General features: G+C 67.9%; 9 protein-coding genes. 5 read left to right on the forward strand and 4 right to left on the reverse strand.

Annotated features, from left to right (window positions below):
• Positions 1-171: 171 nt before the first annotated feature.
• The 3 genes from GT355_RS12685 to GT355_RS12695 all read right to left on the reverse strand — a co-directional run bounded on the left by GT355_RS12685 (position 172) and on the right by GT355_RS12695 (position 5,410).
• Positions 172-1,908 (reverse strand): alkaline phosphatase D family protein, encoded by a 1,737-nt coding sequence (locus GT355_RS12685; protein ID WP_160134961.1) that lies wholly within the window; start codon positions 1,906-1,908, stop codon positions 172-174.
• 364 nt (positions 1,909-2,272) lie between these two features.
• Positions 2,273-4,600, reverse strand: a complete 2,328-nt coding sequence (locus GT355_RS12690; protein ID WP_160134962.1) for a DEAD/DEAH box helicase — start codon at positions 4,598-4,600, stop codon at positions 2,273-2,275.
• Positions 4,601-4,882: 282 nt separating this feature from the next.
• The gene (locus GT355_RS12695; RefSeq protein WP_160134963.1) at positions 4,883-5,410 is read right to left on the reverse strand and encodes a hypothetical protein; all 528 of its coding nucleotides are present in this window, start codon (positions 5,408-5,410) and stop codon (positions 4,883-4,885) included.
• An 88-nt stretch (positions 5,411-5,498) separates the two neighbouring features.
• Here GT355_RS12695 and GT355_RS12700 point away from each other — a divergent pair, with 88 nt between their 5' ends.
• Entirely contained in the window at positions 5,499-7,178 is a 1,680-nt protein-coding gene (locus GT355_RS12700; protein ID WP_160134964.1) for a potassium channel family protein, read from the forward strand.
• Positions 7,179-7,199: 21 nt separating this feature from the next.
• Here GT355_RS12700 and GT355_RS12705 read toward each other — a convergent pair whose 3' ends face one another.
• On the reverse strand, positions 7,200-8,603 hold the full coding sequence (locus GT355_RS12705) for an MATE family efflux transporter (protein WP_160134965.1): 1,404 nt from the start codon (positions 8,601-8,603) through the stop codon (positions 7,200-7,202).
• A 141-nt stretch (positions 8,604-8,744) separates the two neighbouring features.
• Between GT355_RS12705 and lipA the strand changes: the two genes are divergently transcribed.
• The 4 genes from lipA to GT355_RS12725 all read left to right on the forward strand — a co-directional run bounded on the left by lipA (position 8,745) and on the right by GT355_RS12725 (position 13,775).
• A complete protein-coding gene (gene lipA / locus GT355_RS12710; protein WP_160134966.1) occupies positions 8,745-9,689 on the forward strand; it encodes a lipoyl synthase in 945 nt (314 codons plus the stop codon).
• 463 nt (positions 9,690-10,152) lie between these two features.
• Positions 10,153-11,253 carry a pyruvate dehydrogenase (acetyl-transferring) E1 component subunit alpha gene (gene pdhA, locus GT355_RS12715; RefSeq protein ID WP_160134967.1) on the forward strand — a complete coding sequence of 367 codons (1,101 nt, stop codon included), beginning with the start codon at positions 10,153-10,155 and terminating at the stop codon, positions 11,251-11,253.
• Entirely contained in the window at positions 11,253-12,266 is a 1,014-nt protein-coding gene (locus GT355_RS12720; protein WP_160134968.1) for an alpha-ketoacid dehydrogenase subunit beta, read from the forward strand. Before pdhA ends, GT355_RS12720 begins: the two co-directional genes overlap by 1 nt.
• On the forward strand, positions 12,267-13,775 hold the full coding sequence (locus GT355_RS12725; protein WP_160134969.1) for a dihydrolipoamide acetyltransferase family protein: 1,509 nt from the start codon (positions 12,267-12,269) through the stop codon (positions 13,773-13,775). It abuts the gene before it with no gap.
• Positions 13,776-13,804: the final 29 nt, after the last annotated feature.

A 13,804-nucleotide genomic window follows, 5' to 3' on the forward strand; every position in this document is an offset into this window, starting at 1 on the left:
GTTCGTTCCACTCACTCGCTGTGGTGCTCATCCCTCGCACGAGCGTCGCGCGCCGCCCGTCGGACGGCGTCTGCTCACGGGCGCGAAGCGCCCGTTCGCACGTCCAGCGAGACGGCTTCGCCGTCTCGCCCGGCGCGGGCCGCGTGCCGACCGCACCGCCCGCACATGGGTTCAGGCATCCGTTTCGTCGAGCGAACGGTCCTGAATCTCGACCCGGCCCTCGGGCACCCGGAGCGCGACCATGACCTCCGTGTCGGGGTCGGACGAGTCGTCGAGTTTGTCCACCGAGTAGGCGGTGTAGGTACACTCCTCGGGCGTGAACTCCACCACCGAGTAGCCCCAGTGGTGGCTGTCGAAGAACTCGATGTGTGGGTTCTGGGCCCGGACGAACGGTGAGAGGATTTTCTCGGAGACCGAGCCCCAGAGTCCACCGCTGGCCCCGAGGCCCTCGCTGACCGTCACGCTCGTGATCGCGGGCGTCATGAACTCGACGCCGACCCGGTGGTCGGTGTTCTCCGGTTCGCCGCCGAAGACGTGCGAGAAGGGGTTCTCGTAGGTGGTCTGCTGATAGCTTGCGATGTAGCAGTGCATGTCCCCCGTCAGGGTGACGAAGTTCTCGATGTCGGCCCGCGCGACCTCGTCGGTGATGAGTCGGCGTTCGTGGCCGTAGCCGTCCCAGCCGCTCTCGGAGGGGTGCAGCGTCAACGGCCCCACCCCAACCCGGAACGGCACCGTCAGCACCTCGTCGGACCATACCGTCCAGGTTGCATCCGAATCGCGCACTTCGTCGAGGAACCACTCGCGCTGGTCGGTCCCGAGCATACTCCGTTCGGGCGCGTCGTAGCCGAACGAGAGCGGGAACCACGCCGGCAGGTGGTTGTCGGCGTTGCGCGGCGGGTCGCGGTAGAGCCGCTCGTCAGTCATCACGATATCCACGAGGTCGCCGAACGCGAAGGACTGCCAGAGCCGGTAGCGCTCGCCGAACGACTCGGCATCCTCGTCGAACCCGATCCGCGAAGGCATGTACTCCCACCACGCCGTGAGCGCGTCCGCCGCGAGACCGGTCATGAACTCGGGATCCTCCCCGCGGGGGTGGTTGGGCCCGCGCGGCGCGCCGACCTCGGGGTCCCAGTGGACGTTGTCGGTGAACTCGTGGTCGTCGCGCGCCGCGATGATGGTGTGGCGTTCGAGCGCCTCTTGGAGGAACCGATCCGAGCGATAGGCCCGATAGAGATAGCGGTAGTCCTCAAGGGTCCACGCGAGGTCGTGGCCGCTCGGCAGTTCGAGGTCCCGGTCGGGGAGGTCGGGACTCCCCCGACCCTTGTAGTCGCCCGCGACGGACTCGTAGATGAAGTCCCCGACGTGGACGACGAAGTCGACGTCCTCCTCCGCGACGCGGTGGTACGCGCCGTAGTACCCATTTGTATAATCCTGGCAGGTCAACACCGCGAGCCGGAGCGAATCGGGGCTCGAATCCGCGGCGGGCAGCGTGTGACACCGCCCGACTCGGCTTCGAACCCCGTCGTAGGTGAAGCGGTAGTGGTAGAACCGGTCGGGGTCGAGCAGCCCCAGTAGATCCACCGAGACGGCGTAGTCGTGGGCGGGCGTGACGTGCTCGGCGGCGACGGTCCCACGGTGGACGACCTCGTCGAAGTCCGGGTCGTGAGCGACCTCGATCCCCAGGGGTTCGTCCTCGCGATACGCCTCGGGGTCGATACGGGTCCAAACGACTACCCCGGTCGATTCGGGCCCGCCGCTCGCGACCGACTGCGGGAAGGTCGTCTCGGGGACGGCATCGGGATCGGCATCGAACACGCTCTTCTCGACGACTTCATCGGGTTCGACCGGAAAGGAGAGCGAGCGCGCGTCGAGCGCGGCGGCGAGCTTCTCGTGACCGTCGCTCGTCATGGGTTCGGGTTTCGGGCGGGACGGGTTGAAGCTACCGGACCCCACTTTTTTCGACGGGGGAATCGCGCTCCTCGCCTCCGGTTCGCTCGCGCTCAACCCCCGCCCAAAAACCTGGGCTAAAAAGGCCGCTCGTTCGCCTCCGGCTCACTCGCGGTGCAATCACTAATCACTCCGCACCGCTCCCGCCACCGCCCCGCGGCAACCACGAGCCTCCCCAACCGACTGCGCTCCTCGCTCGTTGCACTCGCTGTGGTGCTCATCCCTCGCACAGTGTCCGCGGTCGCACGCTCACGTCCGCTCGCGCACGACCGCAAGCGCGCGCCACAGTGGTTGGTCCCGACGCGAATCGGTTTTCAGCAGCGACTCAATCCACCCACACAGTCCTCGTTTCCGTAACCGGCGGGAGCGGCAGGTCGGGGAAGACGACCTCGACGGCGAACGTCAGCGTGTCGGGGTCCCCGCCGAACACCGGCGCGGGGAGGGTCTCGCTCCCGAGGAACGACGCGGTTTCGGTCATCTGAGTGTCGTTGACCGTCACCCGAAGCCCGGCCCGCGCGCCCTCGCCTCGATTCTCGACGGTGACCTCACACAGGTCGTTCTCGCCGCGCGCGATCCGCTCGGGGAAGGCCCCCCAGTCGATGTCGAGCGCGGGGAGGGCGCGTGCACGCTCGACCACCCGCTCGGCGACCCCCTCCGAGAGCCCGATCTCGACGAGTTCGTCGACTCCGGCCGAAACGACGTCCGCCGGGGTCTCGATCCCGGAACTCGCGAGTTTGCTCGCCCGGCCCGGCCCGACGCCGTCGATGGCGGTGAGCGCGACCGCGTCCTCGTCGACCCCGTTCTCGATGCGCGCCGCGACGCGACACGCCCGGTTGGCCTCCCACGCCGACCCGAAACGGTCGAGGAAGGCCCCGAGCGCGGCGAGGAGGCGGAGCGCGTTCTGGCGGATGACCCACGCGTCGCTCCGGAGTTCGGAGGGCGTCGAGCCACGAGTGCTGGATTCGAGGATCGCGAGCACTTTTCGAGTGCCCGGTTCGAGGTCGCCGCCGGAGCCGAGCACGCCCGCGATGGCGTCGCGCTCGGCGCGGCGGGCGTTGACGCTGTCGAACTCCGTGCTCTTCGCGACGGTTTCGAGGATGGCCCTCGTGCTCGGGTCGGTCCCCGCGAGGTCGAAAAAGCGGCGAGCGGTCGGCAGCCGGAGGTAGTACGACGAAGTCAGGGTGCCGAGCGGCGTCGCAGCGATGTCGAGGTCGTCCGTCTCGATGAACCCACGGTCTCGGAGTTCGGAGAGAGTCTCACGAACCTCCTCGCGGAGGCTCTCGACCGCGTCGGTTACGTGACCGTTCTTCGCCCGCACGAACCCGAAGGTGGTTTCGAGCCAGTCCATCACGTCGCCTACGTCCCGGATCGTCCCCATCGCGATCTCAGCGTTGAGGTGGGTGTCGAGGTCCGCGGCGAGGTGGGAGTCGATCTCCTTCCCGTCGCGGAGGAGTTTTCGGTACTTGTCGGCGTCGGCGGCGTCACAGACCACGTAGGCGTAGCCCGCGTCGTCGTAGCCCGGTCGGCCCGCGCGCCCGAGCATCTGGAGCACGTCGAGCGGGCTCATGTCGACCTCCCCCTCCAGTGGGTCGTGATATTTCGTATCCCGGATCACGACACACCGCGCGGGGAGGTTCACCCCCCACGCGAGCGTCGAGGTCGAGAAGAGGAGCTGGACCTTCCCCTCGCGGAACCACTCCTCGACGTGATCCTTGTCGGACCGCGAGAGACCCGCGTGGTGGAAGGCCACGCCGTCGAGCACGGAGTTCCGGAGGGTCTGGTTCTCGAGGACCTGGCTCTCGGTGTGAAAGTCGTAGTCGCCGCGCGCGCCCATCGGCACGTCCCGTGAGGCGAGTTCGTCGCGGGCCTTCTCGGCTGCACGGACGGTGTCCTGGCGCGAGGCCACGAACACCAGCGCCTGACCGCCGTCCCGAATGTGCTCTTCGGCGAGGTCGAGCGCGCGATAGAGGCGACGGTACTTGTCGGCGAAGGCGTTCTCGCCGTGGGTGTAGGTCCGAACACTGGATTCGAGGTCGACGGGTCGGTACTCGTCGCCGAAGTCGAAGGTGGTCTCGGGAGGCGCGTCGAGCCAGTCGGCGATGTCGTCTACGTTCGGCATCGTGGCCGAGAGCGCGACCACGCGGGGGTCACAGAGCCGCCGGAGCCGGGAGATGGTGACTTCGAGCACGCTGCCCCGCTTCTCGGAGTCGAGGAGGTGGACTTCGTCGATCACACAGCACGAGACGTCGGTGATGAAGCCGTATCTGGGGGAGTCGTGTTTCCGCGTGGCCGAGTCCACCTTCTCGGGGGTCATCACGAGGATGTCGGCGCGCTCGGCGCGGTGGGGGACCAGGTCGCGCTCGCCGGTGACGACGTAGACCGAGTAGCCCATCGACTCGAAGCGCTCCCACTCGGATTCCTTCTCGTTGGTGAGCGCGCGGAGCGGCGCGATGAAGAGGGCCGTCCCACCGGACTGGAGACACTTGCAGATCGCGAGCTCGGCGAGGGCCGTCTTGCCCGAGGCGGTGGGCGCGCTGGCGACGACGTTCTCCTCGCGTTCGAGGATCGCCGGCAGTGCCTCGCGTTGCATCCGATTGAACTCCTCGAAGGCGAACGCGTCGGCGAACTCGGGGACCGTCTCGGCGACGCTCATACGGATCCTCCCGTAGGGGGATCCGTATTCGTTCGTTGCGAACGGAGTGACGCAACGGGGCTCATGGGGTCAACCTCGTGGATTTGACCCCGTGAGTTCGTCGTGAGCAACGCGAAACGACGGTGCTCACGGAGCCCGCCCCCGGCGGTCCCGCGTCGGTCCTCGCGGGTCGGACGAAGCGACGGTGATCACGTGAAACGATACTGGGGGTGGGGCCGACAAAGGCGTTTCTTCTCCCGCATCGGGAACCGCCGGCGAGCGTTCGAGCGGTCCGGCAACGGTTCAGTCGCCGTCGGAATCGCTGTCCGTGTCCCCGTCGTCGCCGTCCGAATCCGTGTCGCCATCGGAGTCCGCGTCGTGGCCGTCGAAGTCTCTATCGATCCCATCGAAGTCCGCATCATAGCCGTCGAAATCCCTATCGACTCCGTCAGAGTCCGCATCGGCCCCGTCCGAGTCCGCGTCGATCCCGTCGAAATCCGCATCGGCCCCGTCGAAGTCCGCATCGGCGTCCCGAACCACGCCAGTGGTGCTGGAGGCGTGGTCGTTCGGTGCGACCGCGGGTTCGGGGTCCGCCGGTCGGGATTCGGGTTCGGAGAGGTCGTCGCCGGTGAGGTAGAGGTAGACCGGCGGGAGCAGGTAGGCGACGATCGCCACGAGGGCGAACCAGCGCTCGTAGTACGCGAGCAGGCCGAGGACGGTGAGCGCCGCCGTCGCGCCGGCGTGGACGCCCGTTCGCCGCAGTGTGTAGCGCCGGTAGTACTCCCAGGCCCCGCGGACGCGGTCGGTGATGGTCGCCACTGGCGCGGACATGGCGACGATTGAGCCGAGAACGGTATCAGTCTATCCACCGCACGGACAAGCCAAACTCTCATGGGGGCTACGTGAGCACCCAAACTGAATGAGTTCCGAGAAGCCCCAGGGACCGCTCGAACAACAGCTCCGCCAGCTTCGGTCCATCGATTCCATCGACGACATGACGGAACGACAGCGAACGGTGGTGAAGTTCCTGACGGCGCTCGTCTCGGTGCTCGTCGCGTACGCGGTCATCTACCAGGCCGGGATGCGGACCCTCGAGGGCGACGACATCACGATATTCCACGCGCTCCAGACGGTCGTCGAGACGATGACCACCACGGGCTACGGGGCCGATTCACCGTGGGTGACGCCGTACATGAACCTCCTCGTCATCTGGTACCAAATATCCGGGGTGCTCATCGGCTTCATCACGCTTCGCATCCTCATCATCCCGCTGTTCGAGCGCGCCCCGGTGGTGCTCGACGACCGTCTGACCGCGAAGGACGGCCACGTCGTCGTCTGCGAGTACGGTCGGGGGAAGGACGTGCTGCTCGACGAGTTCGAGGCCTCAGGGATCGACTACGTCCTGGTCGACCCGGACAAGGACGAGGCCATCGACCTCTCGAATCGTGACTACCAGGTCATCGACGGCGACCCGACGAAGACGGAGACGCTCCAACGGGCCGGGGTCGGAGACGCGGCGCTGGTGGTCATGGACGCACGAGAGCGCAACGCCAGCGTCGCGCTAACGGCCCACCAGTGCAACGAGGACGTGCGGGTGCTCTCGCTCACCGAGACCCCCGACCGGCAGGAGGCGCTCGAACAGATCGGGGTTGACCGGGTGGTCTGCGTCCCGTCGCTCATCGGCCGCCAGTTGGCCGAGAAGGCGACGGCGACGGCGACGTTCGCAACCGCGGCCGACGCCATCGGCGAGGAGACCGTGGTTCGGGAGCTGGTCGTCCGCCACGACGGGCCGCTCGCCGGGGCGCGGGTCGAGGACACACCCATCGTGGCGAACCCGGACCTGACGTTGGTCGGGGCGTGGATCGACGGTGAGCTACGGCTTCCGCCCCGGTCGTCGGAACGGCTGTCGCCGAACGCGGTGCTCGTGGTCGTCGGGCCCGAAGCCGCTTTCGAGGCGGTTCACGGCGAGAACGACGGATTCCGGTCGCTGACGACGTACGACAGCGTCGTGGTCGCCGGGCTCGGCGAGGCGGGAACGGCGGTCACGGAACACTTCCCGGACGGGGTCGACGTCACCACCATCGATGTGGACGAGAGCACGGGGGCGGACGTGGTGGGGAACGCGAGCGACGGACCCGTGCTCGCGGACGCCGGTATCGAGGACGCGACGGCGTTCGTCGTGGCCGTCGACGACGACGAGACCGCGTTGCTCGCCACGGCGGTCGGTCGGTCGATGGCCGAGGAGATCGACATCCTGGTTCGGGTGACCAACGCGGAGGACGTGGCGAAGGGGTTCGACGCGGGGGCGGACTACGTGCTCTCCGAGCGACGGACGATCGCACGACTCCTCGCCGCCGAGGCCCACCGGGAGCCGGTGGTGCATCCGATCGGGCAGATACGGTTCGCCAGGGTCGAGAGCGACGAGTTCGTCGGCCAGGACCTCGGGGAGATCCAGCGGAGCGCCAACCAGGAGTGGGTGGGCGTTGGCCTCGAACGCGATGGGGAGTTCCTGACCGACGACACCGTCCGGATCGCCGACGGCGATACTCTCGTCGTCGCGGGGACCGACGAACGGCTTCGACGCCTCCCCGGGGAGTGAAACGCCCGCTCAGTCCGCCGATCAGGCGCTGGCGCGCTCGCTCGCCCGGTCGAGCATTCCATCGCCGGTCTCGTGGCGGTAGTAGAACCAGAGACCGACGGCGGCGGCGAGGTTCGAGATCGTCACGGCCCAGAACACGGCGACGACGCCGACACCCAACAGGACTCCCACACCCGCGGCGATCGGAAGCCGGACGGCCCAGAACTGCGCGAGCGTGGTGACGAGGCTGGTGCGGGTCCGGCGCGCGCCGTTGAAGCCCGCCTCGAAAAGGTAGGCGACACCGATGGCGGGATAACCGTAAGCGAGGATTTCGAGATACGAGACCGAGAGCGAGAGCGCGCGGTCGGTGAGCGCCGGCGCGAACAGGGTGGCGACCGGCACCGGGAAGAGCCACTGAACGGTACCGATGACCGCGAGCCCGCCGCCGGCGATCGCCACCCCGAGATAGGTCGCCCGTCTCGCCCGGTCCGGCTCCGCGGCACCGAGGTTCTGCCCGACGACGCTCTGGGCGGCCTGCTGGAGGCCGAGGGCGGGCACGAAGGCGACCGAGGCAACCCGACCGCCGATGGAGTAGGCCGCGAGGCCCGCCGTGCCGCCCGCCGCGAACGCCACCGTGACGATCAGGACCCGAACGACCTGGCGCACGGCCCCCTGTCCAGCGATCGGTGCGCCGACGTCGAACAGCTCCCGGAGGTCATCGGTATCGAACCGAGCGGTCGCCCGGGTGTAGATCCAGCCGTCGCGGCCAGCGAGCGCGAGACCCGCCGCGAGCAGGAAGCCGACGACGTAGCCGGCGACCGTGGCGAGCGCCGCGCCCTCCACCCCGAGCGCGGGGGCCGGCCCGAACCCGAAGATCAGGATCGGGTCGAGCACGAGATTGGTCGCGACCGTGGCAACCGAGACGTAGAGCGGCGCGCGCGAGTCGCCCCAACCGACGAAGGCCGCCTCGATCGCGTCGCTCGCGGCCGCCGCCGGCAGGCCGACCGCGACAACCGAGAGATAGACCGTCGCGAGCGCCGTGACGTTCGCTCCACCCGGCTGGAGCCGTGTGAGGAGGTCGACGAGCGGGCGCGCCCCGACCCAGAGGACGAGCCCCCCGACGACCCCGAGCACCACCGCGACCCCGAGCCCGGTCGCGGCGGCCCGGCGCGCCCCGGAGACGTCTTCGCCACCGACGCGCTGGGAGACGAGGATCTGGGTGCCGACGAACGGGAGCGTGATCACGAACGCGAAACACAGCGCGAGGACCGGGAGCGAGAGCCCCACCGCGGCGACCGCGGCCGAACTCAGCCGCCCGAGGAAGAAGAGGTCGACCACCTGCTGGACGACCTGCACGAGGTTCTGGACCAACAACGGGGTCGCGAGCACGACCAGTGCCCGTGTCAGCGACCCCTGGGTGATGTCCTCTGACGAGAGGTCGAGCACGGAGGCCGTTCAAATGTCATAGTAATTAATCGCTCGTCTTCCGGATGGGACGGAAGGCCGGGGTCTCCCTCGCGGTGGAAGGCCGGTCGCGTCGTGACGGCGAACCCCACCCTTTTGCCGACGCGACCCGGAGGGACACCAATGAGTCGCGCGCGAAAACCCGGCTGGCTGAAGAGCCGCCCGCCGTCGGGAGAGCGGTTCACCGACATCAAACGGACCCTGCGGGACCGCGACCTCCACACCGTCTGCGAGGAGGCCAACTGCCCCAACATGGGCGAGTGCTGGTCCGGGCGCGCGGGCGAGGGTCCCGGCACCGCGACGTTCATGCTGATGGGCGAGCGGTGCTCGCGCGGCTGTAACTTCTGTGACGTCGAGACCGGCGGGATGAGCGCGTTGGACCCCGAAGAACCCGAGAACGTCGCGTCGGCGGTCGCGGAGATCGGGCTCGACTACGTGGTGCTCACCTCCGTCGACCGCGACGACCTCGCGGACCAGGGGGCGGCCCACTTCGCGCGGACCATCGCGGCGATCAAGGAACGCGACCCCGAGATCCTGATCGAGGTACTGATCCCCGACTTCCGTGGCGACCTCGACCTCGTCGACGAGATCATCGCGGCGGGCCCGGACGTGATCGCCCACAACATCGAGACCGTCTCGCGGCTCCAGTGGCCCGTCCGCGACCGCCGGGCGGGCTACGAGCAGTCCCTCTCGGTGCTCGAACACGCGGCGGACACCTTCGAAGGGTACACCAAGACCTCGGTGATGCTCGGCCTCGGCGAGTACGACCACGAGGTCTACCAGACGCTCTCGGATCTGCGGGAAGCGGACGTCGACGTCGTGACCCTCGGCCAGTACCTCCAGCCCTCCCGAACCCACCTCGACGTCTCCGACTACGTCCACCCCGACAAGTTCGAGACCTGGCGACGGGTCGCGGAGGAGGAGTTGGACTTCCTCTACTGTGCCAGCGGCCCGATGGTCCGCTCGTCGTACAAGGCGGGCGAGCTGTTCGTGGACGCAGTCGTTCGTGAGGGGCGCTCGGTCGAGGCGGCGCGCAAGAGCGCGCGGGCCGCCGCGAACTCGGCGTAATTCGGGTTGTTCTTCGAGAAAACACGTAGTAGAGCCGAATCGCTTCGAGGACCGCTGCTAACCCGACACAATTGAGAACCGCAGACCGCACCGCCTCGCGACAGCCACACGCCTCCACGCCCACTTTTTTCCTCGTCGGGTTCGCCTTCGGCGAACCACTCCTCGCAAAAACCTGGACTAAAAAGGGCCGCTCGCATCGATGTCCGCGGTCGCATGCTCACGTCCGCTCGCGCACGACCGCGAGCGCGCGCCGACCGTCTCCAGGCTCCGAGCGCCTGCCGTCCGATTCGTCGACGATCAATGATAACTGTTGACGAACGTCGAGAGACAGGTGTGTGAAGTAGACACATACGTGGTTTAACCGAAGTGGTCGGCAAGAATGGCACCCACAAGAAGGTTTTTACAAAAAGAATATACCTGTGGCAATCGAAGGATCGAACATGTCAATGAGGTGTCCCCGTCCGTGAGTACGCTACAGCACGACCCCGGCGACCGGATCGAAGTACTCGACGAGGACGGCGGGCTGCGCGAGGGCGCGCGGGCACCCGACCTCGACGAGGACCAGCTCGTGGGGATGTACCGCGAGATGCGTCTCGTTCGCCACTTCGACCAGCGCGCGGTCAGCCTCCAGCGCCAAGGTCGTATCGGGACCTACCCGCCGCTCTCCGGTCAGGAGGGCGCACAGGTCGGGAGCGCCCACGCGCTCGCCGACGACGACTGGGTGTTCCCGAGCTACCGCGAACACGGCGCGACCCTGATCCGGGGCTTCTCGCTCGAACGCACCCTGCTCTACTGGATGGGCCACGAGGTAGGGTACAGCGACGACGACGCCAACATCTTCACGCCCGCGGTCCCGATCGCGAGCCAGCTTCCCCACGCGGTCGGCGCGTCGTGGGCCTCGAAGCTGAAGGGCGAGGAGAAGGCCTTCCTCTGTTACTTCGGCGACGGCGCGACCAGCGAGGGCGACTTTCACGAGGCGATGAACTTCGCGGGCGTGTTCGATACGCCCACGATATTCTTCTGTAACAACAACCAGTGGGCGATTTCGGTCCCACGCGAGCGCCAGACCGCGTCCGCAACACTGGCCCAGAAGGCCGACGCGTACGGGTTCGAGGGGATCCAGGTCGACGGGATGGATCCGCTCGCGGTCTACCAGGCGACGAAACTCGCCGTCGAGAAGGCGAAGAACCCCGACGACGAGCCCCGTCCGACCATGATCGAGGCAGTCCAGTACCGCTTCGGGGCCCACACCACCGCCGACGATCCATCGGTCTATCGCGAGGAGGGCGAGGTCGAGGAGTGGAAACGAAAGGACCCGATCCCACGGCTCGAAACCTACCTCGAAAACGAGGGCATCCTCGACGACGACCGGATCGACGCGATCGAGACCGACATCGAGGACGCGGTGGCCGAGGCGATCGACGCCGCCGAGGCCCACGCGCGCCCCGACCCCGCCGAGATGTTCGCCGACGTCTACGACGGGATGCCCAAACGCCTCGACCAGCAGTTACAGTACCTCGAACGCCTCCGCGAGAGCCACGGCGACGCGGACCTCCTCGAATAATGAGCACGATACAACAGCTCGACGACGACGCATCGACCCAGAACCTCACCCTGGTCCAGGCGGTCCGGGACGGTCTCTACGGCGAGATGGAGCGGGACGACGACGTGCTCGTGATGGGCGAGGACGTCGGCAAGAACGGCGGGGTGTTCCGGGCGACCCAGGGCCTCCACGACGAGTTCGGCGACGACCGCGTGATCGACACCCCGCTCGCCGAATCAGGAATTATTGGTACTGCCATCGGGATGGCGGCCTACGGCCTCAAGCCCGTCCCCGAGATCCAGTTCATGGGGTTCATCTACCCCGCCTTCGACCAGATCGTCTCGCACGCGGGCCGGCTCCGCAACCGCTCGCGCGGGCGGTTCAACTGTCCGATGGTCATCCGCGCGCCCTACGGCGGCGGCATCCGCGCGCCGGAACACCACTCCGAGTCCAAAGAGGCGTTCTTCGTCCACGAGCCGGGGCTGAAGGTCGTCGTGCCGAGCACGCCCGCCGACGCGAAGGGCCTACTCGCCGCCTCGATCCGCGATCCTGATCCAGTAATTTTCCTCGAACCCAAGCTCATCTACCGGGCCTTCCGGGGCGCGGTGCCGGACGATTCCTACACTCTGCCGCTCGGCGAGGCCGCGGTCCGGCGCGAGGGGAGCGACGTCTCGGTGTTCACCTGGGGCGCGATGACCCGCCCGACGATGGAGGCGGCCGAAACCCTCGCCGAGGAGGGAATCGACGCCGAGGTGATCGACCTCCGGACGCTCTCACCGCTCGACGACGAGGCGATCCTGGAGTCGTTCAAGAAGACGGGACGGGCCGTAGTGGTCCACGAGGCCCCGAAGACCGGCGGCCTCGCGGGCGAGATAACCGCCACGATCCAGGAGGAGGCGCTGGTCTATCAGGAAGCACCCGTAAAACGAGTCACGGGCTTCGACACACCGTTCCCGCTCTACGCGCTGGAGGACTACTACCTCCCCGAGTCGGCGCGGATCGAGGACGGGATCCGGGAGGCTGCGGACTTTTAGATGGTGCGCGAGTTCGAACTCCCGGACGTGGGCGAGGGCGTGGCCGAGGGCGAGATCGTGGGCTGGCTGGTCGAGGTCGGCGACGCGGTCGAAGAGGACCAGCCCGTCGCCGAGGTCGAGACCGACAAAGCCGTCGTGGAGGTTCCTTCGCCGGTGAACGGTACCGTGAAAGAGATCCACGCCGACGCGGGCGAACTCGTCCCCGTCGGCACGGTGATAATCACGTTCGCCGAGGCGGGCGACGAGACGGGAGGTCAGGACCCGGCGGAGACGCGAACCGACACCGCGACCGAGACCCGCTCCGAGGTCGGCGCGGTGGAGTCGAAGGACGACGGGGCGAGCGACGACGGAAGCGGTTCGGCTTCGAACGGCCGGGTGTTCGCCGCCCCGAGCGCTCGACGGTTGGCCCGCGAACTCGACGTCGACATCGGGACGGTCGACGGCTCGGGACCCGGCGGCCGGGTCAGCGATACGGACGTGCGGGCGGCCGCAGAAAGTGAGGACAGCGAACCCGTGGCTGACGAACCCACGGCCGACGACCCGGCCCCGAAGTCCGCCGTCGAGCGGGTCGGAAGCGACGATGGGACCAGTTCCGAGCCGGCGGTGACGACCGGGAGCGCGAACCGCGAGCGGACCCTCGCCGCACCCGCGACCCGCCGACTCGCCGAGGAGTCGGGTGTCGATATCGACAGCATCCCGACCGAGGAGGAACGCGACGGCGAGGCGTTTGTCACGCCCGCGGCGGTCGAGGCGTTCGCCGAGTCCCAGCGCGCGGCCCAGGACGCCGACCGGGCGGCGCTCGCCGAATCGGGCGGCGAGGAACGGGTTCCGTACCGCGGGGTTCGACGGACGATCGGCGAGCAGATGGCGCGCTCGAAGGCCACCGCGCCGCACGTGACTCACCACGACGAGGTGGACGTGACCGAACTCGTCGAGACCCGTTCGGAGCTCAAGGCCGAGGCCGAGGAGCGCGGCATCGGCCTGTCGTATATGCCGTTCGTGATGAAGGCCTGCGTCGCCGCGCTCCGGGCGTTCCCGTCGATGAACGCGATGCTCGACGAGGAGGCAGAGGAGATCGTCGAGAAACACTACTACAACATCGGCGTGGCGACCGCGACCGATGCCGGGTTGATGGTACCCGTCGTGCGGAACGCGGACGACAGGAACCTGCTCGAACTCGCCTCCGAGATGAACGAACTCGTTGGAAAAGCCCGCGAGCGCTCGATCAGTCGGGAGGAGATGCAGGGCGGCACCTTCACGATCACGAACGTCGGCGCGATCGGCGGCGAGTACGCGACCCCGATCATCAACGTCCCCGAGGTCGCGATCCTCGCGCTCGGCGCGATCAAGGAGAAGCCGCGTGTGGTCGACGGTGAGATCGTTCCCCGCCACGTCATGACCCTCTCGCTCTCGATCGACCACCGGGTGATCGACGGCGCGGTCGCCGCCCAGTTCACCAACCGGGTGATGAAGTACCTCGAAAACCCGCAGCTCCTGTTGTTGGAGTAGACCGAACGGAGCGGCCGGTACAACCCCCC

The sequence above is a fragment of the Halococcus salsus genome (genome assembly GCF_009900715.1).
In the GTDB taxonomy this organism is placed as follows: Archaea; Halobacteriota; Halobacteria; order Halobacteriales; family Halococcaceae; genus Halococcus; species Halococcus salsus.